General features: G+C 45.5%; 14 protein-coding genes and 1 pseudogene. 10 read left to right on the top strand and 5 right to left on the bottom strand.

The window, feature by feature from the left end:
* Positions 1-44: 44 nt before the first annotated feature.
* The 5 genes from AC1DOV_RS11155 (at position 45) to AC1DOV_RS11175 (ending at position 6,859) form a co-directional block, all read left to right on the top strand.
* Positions 45-929, top strand: coding sequence for a carbohydrate ABC transporter permease (locus tag AC1DOV_RS11155; protein ID WP_339203747.1), 885 nt, complete (start codon positions 45-47; stop codon positions 927-929).
* Positions 926-1,753, top strand: a complete 828-nt coding sequence (locus AC1DOV_RS11160) for a carbohydrate ABC transporter permease (RefSeq protein WP_076266656.1) — start codon at positions 926-928, stop codon at positions 1,751-1,753. The genes AC1DOV_RS11155 and AC1DOV_RS11160 overlap by 4 nt, the downstream gene beginning before the upstream one ends.
* Positions 1,750-3,747, top strand: coding sequence for a beta-galactosidase (locus AC1DOV_RS11165; protein WP_477549960.1), 1,998 nt, complete (start codon positions 1,750-1,752; stop codon positions 3,745-3,747). Before AC1DOV_RS11160 ends, AC1DOV_RS11165 begins: the two co-directional genes overlap by 4 nt.
* 199 nt (positions 3,748-3,946) lie before the next feature.
* Entirely contained in the window at positions 3,947-5,038 is a 1,092-nt protein-coding gene (locus tag AC1DOV_RS11170; protein WP_477550050.1) for an LLM class flavin-dependent oxidoreductase, read from the top strand.
* A gap of 204 nt (positions 5,039-5,242) precedes the next feature.
* Positions 5,243-6,859 carry an alpha-amylase family protein gene (locus tag AC1DOV_RS11175; RefSeq protein WP_477549961.1) on the top strand — a complete coding sequence of 539 codons (1,617 nt, stop codon included), beginning with the start codon at positions 5,243-5,245 and terminating at the stop codon, positions 6,857-6,859.
* Here AC1DOV_RS11175 and AC1DOV_RS11180 read toward each other — a convergent pair.
* Positions 6,846-7,826, bottom strand: coding sequence for a helix-turn-helix domain-containing protein (locus AC1DOV_RS11180; protein WP_441881714.1), 981 nt, complete (start codon positions 7,824-7,826; stop codon positions 6,846-6,848). The genes AC1DOV_RS11175 and AC1DOV_RS11180 overlap by 14 nt on opposite strands.
* A 67-nt stretch (positions 7,827-7,893) precedes the next feature.
* Between AC1DOV_RS11180 and AC1DOV_RS11185 the strand changes: the two genes are divergently transcribed.
* The 3 genes from AC1DOV_RS11185 (at position 7,894) to AC1DOV_RS11195 (ending at position 10,492) form a co-directional block, all read left to right on the top strand.
* Positions 7,894-9,201: a family 4 glycosyl hydrolase gene (locus AC1DOV_RS11185; protein WP_477549962.1), complete on the top strand. Its 1,308-nt coding sequence runs from the start codon at positions 7,894-7,896 to the stop codon at positions 9,199-9,201.
* Positions 9,202-9,372: 171 nt separating this feature from the next.
* Positions 9,373-9,675 carry a chorismate mutase gene (locus tag AC1DOV_RS11190; RefSeq protein ID WP_477549963.1) on the top strand — a complete coding sequence of 101 codons (303 nt, stop codon included), beginning with the start codon at positions 9,373-9,375 and terminating at the stop codon, positions 9,673-9,675.
* Between the two features lie 58 nt (positions 9,676-9,733).
* Complete coding sequence (locus tag AC1DOV_RS11195; protein ID WP_477549964.1) at positions 9,734-10,492, top strand: DUF3891 family protein; 759 nt, start codon at positions 9,734-9,736, stop codon at positions 10,490-10,492.
* 69 nt (positions 10,493-10,561) lie between these two features.
* Here the strand turns inward: AC1DOV_RS11195 and AC1DOV_RS11200 are convergent, their stop codons facing one another.
* The 4 genes from AC1DOV_RS11200 to AC1DOV_RS11215 form a co-directional block, all read right to left on the bottom strand.
* Complete coding sequence (locus AC1DOV_RS11200; RefSeq protein WP_477549965.1) at positions 10,562-11,686, bottom strand: Ger(x)C family spore germination protein; 1,125 nt, start codon at positions 11,684-11,686, stop codon at positions 10,562-10,564.
* Complete coding sequence (locus AC1DOV_RS11205; protein WP_477549966.1) at positions 11,683-12,783, bottom strand: GerAB/ArcD/ProY family transporter; 1,101 nt, start codon at positions 12,781-12,783, stop codon at positions 11,683-11,685. The genes AC1DOV_RS11200 and AC1DOV_RS11205 overlap by 4 nt, the downstream gene beginning before the upstream one ends.
* Positions 12,784-12,788: 5 nt before the next feature.
* Entirely contained in the window at positions 12,789-14,258 is a 1,470-nt protein-coding gene (locus AC1DOV_RS11210) for a spore germination protein (protein ID WP_477511723.1), read from the bottom strand.
* Positions 14,259-14,410: 152 nt separating this feature from the next.
* Positions 14,411-15,352: a ribose-phosphate diphosphokinase gene (locus AC1DOV_RS11215; protein WP_076266664.1), complete on the bottom strand. Its 942-nt coding sequence runs from the start codon at positions 15,350-15,352 to the stop codon at positions 14,411-14,413.
* Between the two features lie 176 nt (positions 15,353-15,528).
* Here AC1DOV_RS11215 and AC1DOV_RS11220 point away from each other — a divergent pair, with 176 nt between their 5' ends.
* Together AC1DOV_RS11220 and AC1DOV_RS11225 are read left to right on the top strand one after the other, a co-directional pair.
* Complete coding sequence (locus AC1DOV_RS11220; RefSeq protein WP_477549967.1) at positions 15,529-15,732, top strand: hypothetical protein; 204 nt, start codon at positions 15,529-15,531, stop codon at positions 15,730-15,732.
* Positions 15,702-16,031 (top strand): annotated as a pseudogene (locus AC1DOV_RS11225) (MFS transporter); the annotation flags it as partial. The gene AC1DOV_RS11220 and the pseudogene AC1DOV_RS11225, both read left to right, overlap by 31 nt.
* Positions 16,032-16,085 lie beyond the last annotated feature (54 nt).

Raw genomic sequence — 16,085 nt, forward strand, 5'->3', positions numbered from 1 at the left:
GACATCTTTGCTCAGTAAAGACACATAGGAGAGGGGCGGATACTGTGCCGATCAAGAGCTACAAAAAATACATCTCGTTATTTACGTTTGTCGCGCCCGCTTTTATTTTGTACGCGATCTTCCTGCTGATTCCAACGCTCGGCGGAATGTTTTACAGCTTCACGGATTGGAATGGCTTGAATCGTGACTATGACTTTATTGGAATGGGCAACTTTATTGAAGCGCTCAGAGACGATCCCGATTTTGTCGGTTCGTTATTGTTCACCTTGAAGTATGTGCTGTTCATGGTTGTGCTGCAAAATGTATTTGCGCTGCTGCTGGCTGTATTTATTGAATCACGCCGCAAAAGCAAAGGTTTCTTCCGTACCATTTTCTTCATGCCCAACATGATAAGCACGATTATCAGCGCATTTATGTGGACATTTGTATTCGCGCAGGTGCTTCCTCAGCTGGCAGAAAAGACAGCGCTTACGTTTCTGGACCAAGCTTGGATCGGTGATCCAAAAGTAAGCTTCTTCTCGATTCTGACCGTTTCCCTCTGGAACGGCGTCGGCTATATGATGATCATTTATTTGGCTGGACTGCAAGGTGTGCCTCAAAGCTTGAAGGAAGCAGCTGTTATCGATGGAGCTACCGCTTTCCAAACGTTTCGCAATGTGACGCTGCCGATGATTTCACATGCGATTACAATCTGTTTCTTCCTTACGCTAAACGGCGCGTTTAAAGTGTTCGAGGTTGTATATGGCTTGACAGGCGGAGGACCAGGACGAAGCACGCAGGTTATTACGATGAACATTTACGAGGAAGCCTTCTCAAACAACTTCCGATATGGTTATGCCAGCGCAAAATCGGTCATTCTATTCGTGATTATTCTCATCTTCACATTTATCCAAATTCGTGTCATGAAAAAAAGAGAGGTGGAAGCATGAGACAGAATAAATCAACCTCCCTCCTTATTACCATTTTCCTGTCGATCGGGGCTGCAATCTCTTTTTTTCCGATTTACTTGGCGGTTATTAACTCATTTAAGACACAAGGTGAGATGTTCAAGTCGTTCGTCTCGCTGCCATCGAAGATTCAATTCGATAATTATGTAAATGCTTTTCATCAAATCAATCTGCTGGGCAGCACACTCAACTCGATCATTATTTCGGTGCTTGGCATCGGCGGCATCGTCTTTTGTGCTTCGCTTGCTGGCTATAAGCTGTCACGTACGAGCGGAAAGATAAGCAATTTGATTTTTTTCCTGTTTATCGCTTCCATGCTTGTGCCGTTTCATTCGATTATGATTCCATTGACTAGAATGGCCAAAGCCTTGTCTGTTCAAGGCAGTACGTATGGGCTTGCAATCATATATATTGGACTCGGCGTCAATATGGCGATCTTTCTGTATCATGGCTTCGTGAAGTCTATACCTAAGGAGCTGGAGGAGGCGGCGCAAATTGATGGCTGCAATGAATATCAAACGTTCTTTAAAATTATTTTCCCGCTGCTTGTGCCGATTACGGTGACGATAGCGATTTTAGATTTCCTCTGGATCTGGAATGATTTCCTGCTGCCGCTGCTCATGCTGACGGACGTAAGCAATTACACGCTTATCTTATCGACAAACACGCTCTTTGGTGAGTATAACAAAGAATGGTCGCTTATTTTGGCGGCGCTCGTACTGACCGCGATTCCAGTCATTATTATTTACTCGTTCTTCCAAAAGTTTATTATGCATGGGATTGCCGAGGGGGCTGTTAAAGGATGAATAAGCTGTTATATGGCGTCGCTTATTATGACGAATATATGCCTTATGAGCGATTAGATGAGGATATTCGGATGATGAAGGAAGCAGGCATTAACGTGGTTCGTATCGCGGAATCGACATGGAGCACACATGAGCCGCAAAACGGTGTATTCGACTTCACTTCCGTAGACAGAGTGCTGGATGCGATGCATAAAGCCGGTATCGCCGTCATTGTTGGCACACCAACCTATGCTGTGCCTGCTTGGATGGTCAAGGAACATCCGGATGTACTTGCCGTAACCCCTCGCGGACCAGGTAAATACGGCGCTCGCCAAATTATGGATATTACAAATGCTGCTTATCGTTTCTATTCAGAGCGAATCATCCGCAAGCTCATTAGCCGTGTAAGTAAACATCCAGCCGTGATTGGCTATCAGACGGATAATGAAACGAAACATTATGACACGGCGGGGCCAAATGTTCAGCTGCAGTTCGTCAAATATATGAGGGATACTTATGAAACGCTTGACATCGTTAATCAGCTGTTTGGGCTTGATTATTGGAGCAATCGCATCAACAGCTGGGAGGAGTTCCCTTCCGTTGTCGGCACAATCAATGGTAGCTTAGGCGCGGAGTTCGCGAAATTCCAGCGGAAGCTAGTAAATGAGTTTTTGGCATGGCAGGTCTCTCTCGTGAACGAATATAAGCAGCCGGGACAATTTGTAACTCAAAACTTTGATTTTGAATGGAGAGGCTACTCATTTGGTGTTCAGCCTTCCGTTGATCACTTCGCTGCTTCGGAGCCTTTTGATATTGCAGGCGTCGATATTTATCATCCTTCGCAGGATGATTTAACCGGCATCGAAATCTCGTTTGGCGGGGACATGACACGATCGCTCAAAAACGATAATTACTTAGTGCTCGAAACGCAGGCACAAGCCTTCCCGCATTGGACGCCGTATCCCGGGCAATTGCGCTTGCAGGCGTTTAGCCACCTTGCTTCCGGTGCGAACATGGTTGCGTATTGGCACTGGCATTCGATTCACAATTCGTTCGAAACGTATTGGAAGGGGCTGCTCAGTCATGATTTTCAGCCTAATCCTGTTTATAACGAAGCCAAAACGATCGGTGCGGATTTTGCTAGGCTGAGCGAGGAGCTTGCCAGCCTCCGCAAAAACAATCAAGTGGCTGTAATGGTCAGCAACGAGGCTTTATCTGCAATGGAATGGTTTAAGCTTCCAGATGGAAAAACCTACAATGATGTTGTTCGCGCACTTTATGACGAATTGTACAAGCTTAACGTCGAGGTCGATTTTATTCAGCCAACCTGCACCCATTTGGATAAATACAATATGATTGTCGTACCAGCGCTTTACGCTGCCCCTTCAGAGACTTTGGAGCGATTAAATGAATTCGTACGAAGCGGGGGACATGTGGTTTATACGTTCAAAAGCGGATTCGCCGACGAGGTCGTTAAGGTACGTACTTCACAGCAGCCCGGTATCATACAAGCAGCTTGCGGCATATCCTATAGCATGTTCGTAACGCCAAATCATGTCGGGTTAAAAGGGGCACTGATCGATCAGAGTAACGAGACGAAAGAGGTTGAAGCGTGGATGGAGCTTATCACGCCAACAACCGCTGAAGTGCTGGCTTATTATGATCATGCGCAGTGGGGTGAATATGCAGCGATTACAAGAAATAACTTTGGAAAAGGAACGGCTACCTATATAGGATGCTTGCCTAGCCCTGCTGTTGTAAGACGTGTGCTATGCGGGGCTTTGCAGAATGCAGGTCTTTGGGGCGCAGAGCAAGAGCTTGTTTTTCCAATCATCGTGAAATCGGGCTTGAATACTAGCGGAAAGCATATACGATATTATTTCAACTACTCAAATGATGCCGTTACATTTGACTACAAGCATCAGGACGGTACTGAGCTGTTGAATGGTAGTAAAGTTACAAGTGGACAACAGCTGGAGCTCGCACCATGGGGCTTTCTCATCATATCAGCCTAAATAGTAGGAACCTTCCGATCACTTTTACTGTGATTTTGAAGGTTCTTTTGTACTTTGTAAGAGATTTAGGCGGGCTTCATGCTCTTGATCTTGACGCGACTTAATAACTTATGTATCATTACTTACGTAAAGTAACTAGGTCGGCGAACAAAATATGTACTCTTGCCTTGGATATAAATATAGGAAAGCGGTGTTTGACATCAACGAGAAAAAACAACAAGTTGCTCAGCCTTCAAAGGAACGAGCAGATGTGTTCGAGTTTGGCATTTACACATTAGGTGATATAAGTACTGATCCTATCAGTAGAGTATCGCCGAATGCGAGAGAGCGTTTGAAGGAAATCGTCGCAGCTGCCAAGATTGCAGATGAGGCGGGCATTGATGTATTTGGAGTGGGTGAGCATCATCGCTTGGACTTCGCTGTTACATCTCCACCTGTTCTGCTTACTGCAATCGCGCAAGCGACGAAGCGGATTCGGTTAACTAGCGCAACGACGGTGCTTGGAACCTCAGATCCAGTTCGAGTATTCGAGGATTTCGCCACACTTGATTTGCTCTCGGATGGACGCGCGGAAATTATTGCGGGACGAGGAGCGTATATAGAATCATTTCCATTGTTTGGGTATGAGCTTGAGAGCTATAAGGAGCTCTTTCAGGAGAAGCTTAATCTGCTGCTTGCATTAAATGAAACCGAGCATATCACTTGGAATGGAAAATATAGAACGCCGCTGCTGAATGCTGAGATTGCACCTCGTCCAGATCAGGCGAAGCTGCCTGTATGGGTCGGTGTCGGCGGTACACCTCAGAGTGCGGAGCTCGCAGGAAGTCATGGCCTAGGAATGGCCCTTGCCATCCTTGGCGGAGATCCAGCTCGATTTAAACCGCTTGTAGACGTATATCGTGCTGCTGGTGTTCGCGCAGGCTATAAACAAGAAGAGCTAAAAGTAGCGATCACAAGCCATGGTTATATTGCCAACTCGACTGAGCAAGCGAAGGATGAATATTATCCTTATTATGCTCATTATGTAAGCCAGTTCATGGGAGGCAAGCAGAGGGGCGAGTCGATGGCACGCGAGCAATTCGAACAATTGGCAAGTCCAATCAATGCGCTGGCTGTAGGCAGCCCGGATCTTCTTGTTGAGAAAATATTAGCGCAGCATGAGCTCTTTGGTCATCAGCGCTACATGGCTCAGTTTGATATCGGCGGCATTCCGTTCTCGAAGGTAGCGGCTTCCATTGAGCTACTGGCGACGAAGGTTGCGCCAATTGTGCGTAGAGAACTAAGCAAATAAAAGATTGCTAAGTCAGATTAATAGTGAATATGAAGACTGTTCAATGCCATGAAGTGGCGGTGGCAGTCTTTTTTTAATGTTATTGGATGTCCCATTTGGTTCATTATTTATTCGTGGTACGACTCATTTCGTTATTCAAATTGCTGGCAGCGAATACTATACTCGGTTTTATAGAACGATGTTCAAATACGGGAGGCGCTCACGATGGAGTTTTTAGATCTATTAACCAATCCGGACAATGTTGAAATGGAGTGGGAAGAGGGATGGGTTCGCGCGTCATTCCGTTCACGAGAATGGTATGCAGGCGAAACCGTCATTTCATTTGAAACGATGGCTAATCGTATGGCCGTTCGATTAAGTGCAGGCCAGACGCCAGTTAGGCGGCTTCATCTGAGATGGCAGCGAGAACTGGACAGCGGGGGCATTCGTGTTCTGGGTGACCAATGGGAACGAGGTTACGGTGATTTGGAATGGCGGGGGTTAGTTGCTGAGCGTGAAATGCCTTGGTATTTCCTGTTGTCAAAAGGGGGACGCACGCATGGTTATGGCGTAGAGACCGGTACAAGCTCCTTTTCTTATTGGCAAGCGGATGCAGGCGGAATTAGCCTGACGCTTGATATTCGCTGCGGTGAAGCGGGAGTGCTGCTTGGTGATCGAACGCTCGAGGCTGCGGTTATTGTAACGAGAGAAGGTGCGGAAGGCGAATCGGCATTCGGTGCGGCAACGGCTTTTTGCAGAATGATGTGCAAGCAGCCGATTCTGCCTTCACAGCCTGTGTATGGGGGAAACAACTGGTATTATGCCTATGGGAATAGCTCGACAGCTGAGATAATCGCAGATTCAGAGCGCGTGTCAGATTGGTCTTCTTCGGTCGATAACCGTCCGTTTATGGTCATTGATGACGGTTGGCAGCTCTGCAGCGGCGGGGGCAGCTGCAATGGTGGGCCTTGGGAACCCAATTATCAGTTTTCTGATATGCAGAAGCTGGCCAGCGATATGAAAGGAATCGGGGTTCGTCCCGGCATATGGTGCAGACCGCTATTAGTCGCAAACAGTGTGCCAAATCATTGGAGAAGATATGGTGGCCACAATGTGGGCAGCATCTATTTGGACCCAAGCGTTCCTGATGTGCTTGACTATGTAGGCAATGAAATTCGCAAGCTGCATGATTGGGGTTATGAACTGATTAAGCATGATTTTTCCACTTTCGATATTTTTGCCAAATGGGGCTTTGAAATGGGCGCATCAATGAGTAATCATGGTTTAGCTTTTGCTGATCGCACGAAGACGACGGCGGAAATTATTGTCGCTTTGTATAAGAAGATTGCAGAAGCTTCAGCGGACAGTTTAATTATTGGCTGTAATACAGTAGGGCACTTAGCAGCGGGCTTGGTTGAAATTCAGCGGACCGGTGACGATACTAGCGGTAAGGAGTGGGAGCGTACACGTAAAATGGGTGTCAACACGCTTGCTTTCCGCATGCCGCAGCATGACACTTTCTTTGCGGCTGATGCGGATTGTGTTGGCTTGACCGCCGATATCCCTTGGCATTTGAACAAGCAGTGGCTGGAGCTATTGTCCGAAAGCGGAACACCGCTGTTCATTTCCGCAGATCCAAAGGCGGTTGGCGCGGAACAGGAAGCAGCGATTCGCAAAGCGTTCGAACGAGCGTCTAAACCGCTGCCGCCGGCTGAACCGCTGGACTGGCTTGATGATCGCTGTCCGTCCCGTTGGCAGATAGCCGGAGAGGAGCGGCATTTCAATTGGTATGCTGAACGCGGCGTACAATTGAATGAGCGTCCTGAAGTTATTCTGAGGTAGCAGAGGGAACGGAGCTGGATAAATGACCAGCATGAGGCTCCACCTCAAGCGGCGTTAAATAGCTTATCGTTGATTTATGCTGTCTCCGATAGGCGCCAGGGGTTAATCCTGTCCATTTGGCGAACTGCCTAATAAAGCTTTGCACATTCTCGAATCCGATTCGGAATGCGATTTCTTCAAGAGGTATGTTTCGCATGACAAGCATATGCATCGCCTCCTGCTGTCTAATGATCGATAAATATTGACGAGGCGACATGCCGTACGCTTGTTGAAACAAACGGCCGGCATGTCTGCGGCTAATGCCTGTCTTGGCTGCGATGGTTTCAAGCCAGTTGCTCGTTGAGGAATCTGTACCGAGCTCATTGAAGGTGCTGATGAGCGCCTCAATTTCCCTCGCGATCCGATCAGCAAGCGGCTGCTCATTTGGTTCATTGATGGAGAGTAAGGCTTCGCTCTGCACGAACTCCTCCAAATGCACCAGCATTTCATTACAAAGCATAAAGACGCGGTGAGCAGAAGGATTCTGCTGCAAGCAGGAAATAAGTGCTTTTAGCAGCGGATTAAGACGTTCATTGAGCGGATGATCTCTCGCAAATAAATACTCTCCGCAAGCTCGAAAGGCGTAGAGCAGCTTGCTGTCCACATTTTGCAAATGAAGGACAAAACCGTGCATCGTCTGCTGATCGGGAACAATAAAGTCATGCAGCTTCATGGGAGGAATGAGAATAATATCACCTTCATGCTGCGTGAAGCTCTCGTTTCCAATACGAGCGATTTGATCGCCTGTTAGGACAATATTGATCTCCAGCATCCGATGATGCAGATGTAAATCGCATACAGGGCCTTGGCCGGCTTCGAACGTACGCATGCCGTATAGGATAAGCTGTTCTTTATAATTAGGAAATGATTGGTTGAGGGCAGGATTAAGATTGCTCATCATAGCTCCTTTGTAAACGGAATTATTCATACCTTTATTATCTCTCTTACCGCTCAACAATAGCAATCCAAAGACAACCGAGAGGAATGAGACTATCGTGAAAATCGTATTGATAGGCGGAGGAAGCTTCGTATTTGCGCCAACAGTACTCGAAGATATTATCGTAAAAGAGAGGCTTGCAGGCTGTGAGCTTGTCCTTGTTGATCCAAATCTGGATGCCGCTGAAGGGATGGCAGCAGCTGCAAGAGAAATAGCAAGGCAGCTACAGGTAGACATGCTTGTGACTGCAACGGTAAACAGACGAGAAGCGCTATTAGGTGCGGACTTTGTTATCGTATCCGCCTCGGTTCAAGGTGCACGCCGTTGGCAAATCGATTTTGATATATTACATGCATTAGGGATGGCCGATCAAGCAAGGGAATGTGGAGGTATGGGGGGCTTGATGAATGCTTTCCGGTCCATTACGCTGATCATGGATATTTGCCGTGATATGGAGGAGTTGTGTCCGCAGGCGTGGATTCTGGATGTAACGAATCCAATGCCTCGTGTCGTAACGGCAGCAGCACGTTATTCATCGATTCGCATAGCTGGATTTTGCAATATTGCGTATCGGGGTGTTGAGGGCTACACATTTTTGCCAAAGCTGCTCGGCAAATCGGCCTCTGAGGTATCTATCGTAACTGCTGGACTTAATCACTTTGCATGGGTGATGGAAATAAAAGATAGCCGCACGGGTGAGGACCTTCTGCCTAAGCTTATCCAATATATTGAAGAGGAGAACTGGTCTGATCAAGATGAAGAGACGCAGCGCGAGCTTCGTATCACTAAGCGATGGCTGCGCGAGTATGGGGCAGTCGCGGCTGGCCACGTCGATCATCATGCGGAATATCTTCCTTATCAAGAGGACATTCATTATACGACAGCACCTCCATATCATGGATCGCTCGAAGAACGCAGCAGACGCTTGGAAGAGCTGAAGCAGATTGGTGCAGGCAAAATGCATTATGATCGTTTATTTGACCATGGCAGCTGGGAGCATCCAGTAGCGCTTGCTCACGCGTTATATACAGGCAGCGACCTTCAGATTGATATTTTGAACGTTAAGAATGATGGCGCAATACCGGGTTTTCCTTCGGATCGAATCGTAGAAATACCAGTAACCGTATCAGGCGGCATGATTCATCCGGTAGAGGTTCCAGCTTTCCCAGAGCCGCTGCTTCAATTGTGCCGTGTTATTTCGGATGTTCATGAGCTTGTCGTTGAAGCAGCAGTGACGGGCAATGTCTCTATTGCGAAGAAAGCGATAGACGCTGATCCGGCTATTGAAAATAAAGAGGCTGCATATCGAGCTTTGGAGCAGATGCTCGAAAGCCATGCTGATTTACTGCCACAGTTTCATTCGTAATGTCTTCGCGAAATAAAACGATAGAAATGTTCAAAGGAGAGCTGCTTCTTAGAAAGAAGGCGGCTCTTCTTTTTATTGTTCTGGAACTTACATCCGATAAATGCGAATGCACATAGCCGCTGGGTGATGGAGATGGTACAATTATAGGAAAAAGATTTAAGGGAGAGACGCATGGAAGTTTCTAGACTAGATGAATTAAGACAAGCGATCGATCAAATCGATCACGACATCATTTCCTTGCTTGCAAGGCGGTTTCAATTAACGGAAGAAGTGGGTATGTACAAAGCAGCAAATCATCTCGCTGCACAAGACCTGAGCCGTGAAGCCAAACAATTTGATAAAATAAAGAAACTTGCGAGCAGCCATGATTTAAATCCAGAGAAAGCAGCTTCTATTTATAGATGCTTAATGGATGTTGTTATTTCGCGGCATAAGGAAATTGAGCAGGTTTACGCGCTGAACAATCGTGATTAGCTGATATAGAAATACAATAGTAATCAACTACTGTGTGACGAAGAAAGGGATGGAAACGATGATTTTATATGAGAAGGAAGACGCATTCATATTGATTGCACAACATGATCATGCGAGAATATCCGGAGATCTTGTTTCTGCCTGGCAGAGCCAGTTATTCCATAGTGAGAAACGAAAAGATGAATTAGCTTACGCTGCATATGAGCATGACAGCAGCTGGATTGATTTGGACCGTATCCCGCTTTGGAATGATGCAGCAAATATGCCGTTTTCGTTCCGCGATTTTCCAGGCAACATTCGCTTTTTCTTCTATTCTAAAGGTTTGGATCATGTTCAGAAAACGAGCGAATATGCCGCTTTGCTTGGCAGTATTTTGTATACGACGCTTGCTGAACGGTTCAGAAATGAGGATACGATTACGTTTGTAGAACGTGAATTTGCAAGACAAAGCGCGATCATCGAGCGACTGCAGCTGGATGTTAGTTTGCTTCAGCTTCATGCGAAAGCGCTGCTGCTTTGTGATGAGCTGTCGCTGTTTGTATGTATGGAGCAGCCGGGAACGCCTCGAAATCAATATGAATGGTTTGCTAATGGGTTTCCCTATTGGTTCGATCGTACGGGACAAACCTCATTGATAGCGGATTGGAAGGATGAAACGACTATCCAATTGAATCCATTTCCTTTCGAACATGAGGTGGAGACTTCATTATCTTATAAAGAAGTAAGCAAGGCGGACATAGCTGTTTATGGGATCGCAGAAGCTTATCAGCGTGCAGAGCTGCTTGAGCATAAGATTCGTTTTCAGCAAGCGCTATAGGAATAGTCATCGCTAGAAAGAAGGATACCGCATACTTGCCGGTATCCTTCTTTTTTAATCCCTCGATACTTACTTAACAGGCCCCATTGAAGTGATTTCTAAATCTACCTTTACACGCACTTCTGCATTCGCAAATACTTCACCCCAATGATCCTCTACCTTGCAAAATTTCTCGTATTCCTTTGCTCTTGCATACACTCCAAGCCCTATGGGATCGATTTTATGTTTTTGCAGTTTCTCGATAATGCTCGTAAATTGCTCCTGCATGAGAACGGCAACCTGTTTTTCCAGCTTTTTATCATCCTTCTCTACATTGAAAGGGAATAGATGCTCGGAGAGACCGACCCTTGTCTTCACGTGGATATCAAACTTGAATTTATTGTTTTCATAGGTAGTTTTGATTTTTGTTTTTACTTTGGCGCCAGTTAGGCTCAAAATATTCGTTTCGAATGGCCCGTTAACAGGCTCACCGGGAATGGGATAGGACAAGCTGAAGCCTGGTGCCGCTTGTTTCTGCAAAATGCTTAGCAGGATCGTTTCTTGGGGGCCCAATGAAAGCTCATATTTGCCTTTCGGATTCAGCAAAGCGGAACCTTTCAGCCTAACCTGATTATTGACGATCTTCACTTCTGCAATGTAAGGCGTTAAGCCTTTATCATAAAACTGCCTGTGAAATTCTTGGGCGGTCGTCGCATACGTTTCCGATTTTATCGATTTGGTGTCCACCATGCCTCTGAGCAGAATAGGAAGCAGCGGCTGATCAGGAGGATTTAGTGAAAATACCTCATCTAAAGAGCCATCAACAGCAATAACTCTGTCGGTTACTGTGTTTCTTGCATCACGAAACAACACATCAAGCATTGGAAACCAATCCTCGTAACTCAGAAATTGTCTGCCAAGGAGAATCACTTGGTAATTTCGACCTTGGATGGAGCCGCTTGATTGCGAGTCTTGAATCGCTTTGGATTGCCGAAGCGAATTCGCGCTTCCTGACGTTTCTTGACTCTTTTTCTTTATGTTTTTGCTGAAAACAGGAGCGGAAGAATAAAAATGAAATTTCTCATTTTTATCTAGGTCCATGCCAAGAGCAAGCGGTGTTGCCGCATTTTCTAAATACAGCTGATCCCCGCAGGCGGATGCAGTAAGGCAAATCGTAATGAACAAGCAACATACAAAAAAGAGGCGCAGCTTCATAGATCAGCCCTCCGGTGTATTCGTTTGTAAATGACCATGTATATCAGCAGTAGACTAGGGAGTATATATTCCATCCCAAAACCAAACCAAGTAAGCCATAATTCAATTTGATCGCTTTGCTTGAATGAGGGGATGTGAATAAAAGTAGCTATCGCAAGAATAATGCACAAAATACGTAATGGGATACGATGGCTGCTTAGCCCGAAAACCTTGCTTATGCAAAAAGAGACGATATACATAGACGGAATCCAAACGAGTGAGAAGACGAACAAATAAAACGCGATGAAAGGCACCTCAATCCGTTCAATAAAGCGAAATTCAATTGTTTTGAGAATACTGATGATTGGATCATTATAAAGTGTGATTTCATGGGGACTGAAGTAAATGAAGCATATGATTGTAATAAATAGATGTACAGAAAGGGTAATTGTATTGGATATAAAAAGTGAAGAAGCAGCTTTATCCTTCTTAACTAAATAAGGATAAAATATAAAAACGGCAGCCAGCCCCAGGTTCGGATAAATCGTTGCTTTCACCGCCGACAAGACGGGCAGCCAACCTACTTTTAATATAGGCAGTAAATTGAGCCAATGAGCATATTTCAGTGTAAATAGATAAACAAAGGGCAACCAGCATGATATGACAGCTACTAGCTCAGCGTATCGTCCTAAGATGCGAGGACCGTTTATAGCGATTTTATAAGCGGGTATTAACAGCAGAATCATGAGTATGTAGGACTGTGTGTTTGGCAGGAGCCAAATTTTAATAATCAGGATGGTGCGCACAAGACCGTCATACATAAGGGTAAGGAAAAAAAAGGCCAACAATAGGGTAAATCCTTTGGCAAGCCATTTCCCCATCATTGCAGGCAGCGCATCAATTAATGTTTGATCAGAACAATGTCTCATCACCATAATAATGATATACCCGCATAGAAGACTGATGACATAACCAATTAGAATGGAAATCCAGCCATCCGTTCCTGCTATTTCTGCTAATTTCCTCGGCAAGGAAAGGACGGCAACACTAATCTGAATACCGGAAATAATAAAAATAAATTGCATCGAAGTTATCGTATTACCTTCGGTGTTCGTCAATATGCTCAATCCTCCTTCCGAGTGTTTGTTTGACGTTTTTCTTGAAGCGGGAGCGCGTTTTTTGGTCTCTTTTCCATCAGCCATAATGGTGCTCGAATTAGGGTGTCCTTCAAATCTGAGAAGCGGAGCGGAGCCAGTGGGCTTCCATATGGCATGCCTAGCGATTTAAGCGTTAATAAATGAGCGATCATCGTCATCAAACCAATAATGATCCCAACAAACCCAAACAGTGAAGATAAAATCATGAGCATGAAACGGATTAAACGAACGGCTGCAACCATATCGTAGTTTGGCAAAATAAATGAAGAAATGGCTGTAAATGCTACAACGATAACCATAACATTGCTTATTAAGCCAGCTTGAACGACAGCTTGTCCAATCACAATACCTCCAACGATGCCAACAGTTTGGCCAACGGGGGCAGGCAGCCGGACGCCAGCTTCACGGAGCATTTCCAATGTGATTTCCATTATAATGGCCTCCACAAAAGGTGGAAACGGTACTTGTCCACGTGATTCACCTAGGGTGAGCAGCAGCTTCATTGGAATGATCTCGATATGGAAGGAAACAACTGCGATATAAAAGGCAGGCAAAAATGTAGCTGTAATAAATGCAAACATTCGCAGCAGCCTCAAAAAGGTTGCAATGGACCAACGAGTACTATAATCGTCGATACTTTGGAAATAAGAGTAGAAGCTGACTGGAGCAACGAGTACGCTTGGCGAGCGATCAACGACAACGACACATCTTCCTTGCAAAATTTGCGATGCTGCAGAATCTGGCCGCTCAGTAAGAACGAATTGCGGGAAGAGTGAGTAGGGATTATCCTCGATCAGCTCTGCCAGCTCTCCCGTGTTTAAAATGACATCTACGTCAATCTTTTGAATGCGATCCTTAAGATCGTTTAACAATTGAGGATTCATTACATCCTCCAGGTAAATAATCGTTACGGAGGTCTGGCCGCGCCGGCCGACAATCAGCCGTTTCATTTTTAATTCGCGATTCGGGATATAACGTCTGATCATAGCGATATTTTGGCCGCTGGTTTCGACAAAGCCTTGATGGGCGCCTTTTAAGGAGGCTTCCATTTGTGGATCTTCGATTGCCCGCTGCGGCCAGCCGCTTGTGCCAAGCACATAGGCTGTCTCTCTGCCGCTCACGAATAATATGGATTTACCGTGCAGTATTGCGATCTCAATTTGGTACCAATCCGTTTCGGGTACGATTTGTCCAATGGTCATCATTAACTCATCACCGGGTTTTCCCCCGCTCGAATCTAGCTGCAAGGGACGAAGGACGTCACTATTAATTGCTGCTCCATCTGTCAGCCCATCGATGTAGATGAGCGCTGCTTGCTCAGTTGTTTGCTTGATCGTTAGATTCCTTATGACTAAATCGCTTGTATCCGAAAAAATCTCTTTTATACGTTCTATATTTACTTTCAGGTCTGAGCTGATAGGTTCTGTTTGATCCATTGTTTGCGTCCTCCCATCCTCGCTGCCGTCTTGATTGATACACCTATTTTGCCACGGTTTACCATAGCTATACGCATGCAAAATAAATACCCCCTTGCGAAAGAGCAAGGGGGTATAATTGATGTTATATGTTATTTTGCTTTACTGACGGCCTATGAGCCTGATTTAAACAACGTTGCAATCGAGCCGCCTTCGGTAATGATTTTAATGGCGGTTGCAAGGAGCGGGGACATCGGCAGTACGACAAATTTACTCGAATGCTCTTGACCGATACTGATCGTATCTGTAATAACGACCTCACGGATGTTCGGATGATCCAGCTTCTCAAGCGCATTGGCTGAGAACAGTCCATGTGTTGCGCATATGTAGGAATCATGCGCACCTTTTTTCTTAAGCGCCTCTACGACGTTTACAATTGTGCTGCCTGTATCAATTAAGTCTTCAATAATAATTGGTGTCATGTCTTCAACATCACCGATGATATGCGTGATTTCAGACTGATTATGAGCGGGACGATTTTTGATCATGATCGCAAATGGACAGTCAAGCAAGCCGGCAAGTTTCTCGGCTGTTGTAGCACGGCCCGCATCTGGCGATACGACAACAGGATTTTTGATGTTTTTGCTTCGCAAATAATCAATGATCAAATCAAGCGCCGTTAAATGATCGACTGGAATATCGAAGAAGCCTTGAATCGGATCAGCATGCAAATCGACGGTAATGATTCGGTTTGCTCCAACAGTAGTCAATACATCGGCTACCATCTTAGCGGAGATGGGCTCCCGCGGTGCCGATTTTCTTTCCTGACGTGCATAACCATAGTATGGCATAACGATATTAATGGTTTTCGCTGATGCTCGTTTGGCAGCGTCTATCATGACGAGTGTTTCGATTAAATGCTCATTAACGGGATGGGAAAGTGATTGGACGATGAATACGTCACAAGTACGAATAGGTTCTCCGTATGAAACATGAATCTCACCGCTTTGATGCCTTGATATTGCAACATTGCCTAGCGGGAGCTCAAGTTCTTTACATAACTCCTCAGCCAACTTCTGGTTCGAAGTGCCGGAGAAAATTTTAATCTTTTGCATGTGATCCTCCTAAATGGTAGCTACAAGATGCTACGTTAAACGACATTATTAGCTCAATCATAACAAACAAAACAAAAGAGGACAAATATTTGATGAAACGACTTTTCTATTGGAACAAATAATGAAAGGTGATAAAGTGGATCGAGGAAAAAGTACCACAGAAGGAGATGCCTTACTTGCTTGCTCAGAAAAAAATCCAAACTCAAAATCAATCCACTGGCATTAAACGGCTTTGGCTGATCCTCTTGCTTGGATCGCTCTCCGCGTTTGGGCCGTTGTCCCTTGACATGTATTTGCCGGCGCTGCCGCAGCTAACGGATGATTTCGTTACAAGCTCGTCCCTTGTTAGGCATCAGCTGGCGGAATATTGCTTATCATGATATTAATTGACGCGCCGCTCGCTGCGATTCTTGTGCCATTGTTTTTTGTTGTAGCAAGCGTTGGTATTATTTCGACGACCGGCTTCTCCTTAGCGATGCAAAAGCATGGCTATGCTGCAGGCAGCGCATCTGCATTGCTCGGGTTATTATCCTTTACATTTGGGGGCATGATTTCACCGCTCGTAGGTCTTGGAGGCAGCGCAAATGCGCTCCCTATGGGGATTTGGATAGCCATTGCAGAGCTGGGTGCTGTAGCCTGTTATGTTCTTTTGATCAAAAAGCCGTTTCGAAAGAGCTAATCCAAAGAGCCTGCCATCCAGCTTAAGCAGTACAAGCTGCTTTGGATCGGCTCT

It is taken from the genome of Paenibacillus sp. 01T47, from assembly GCF_056398245.1.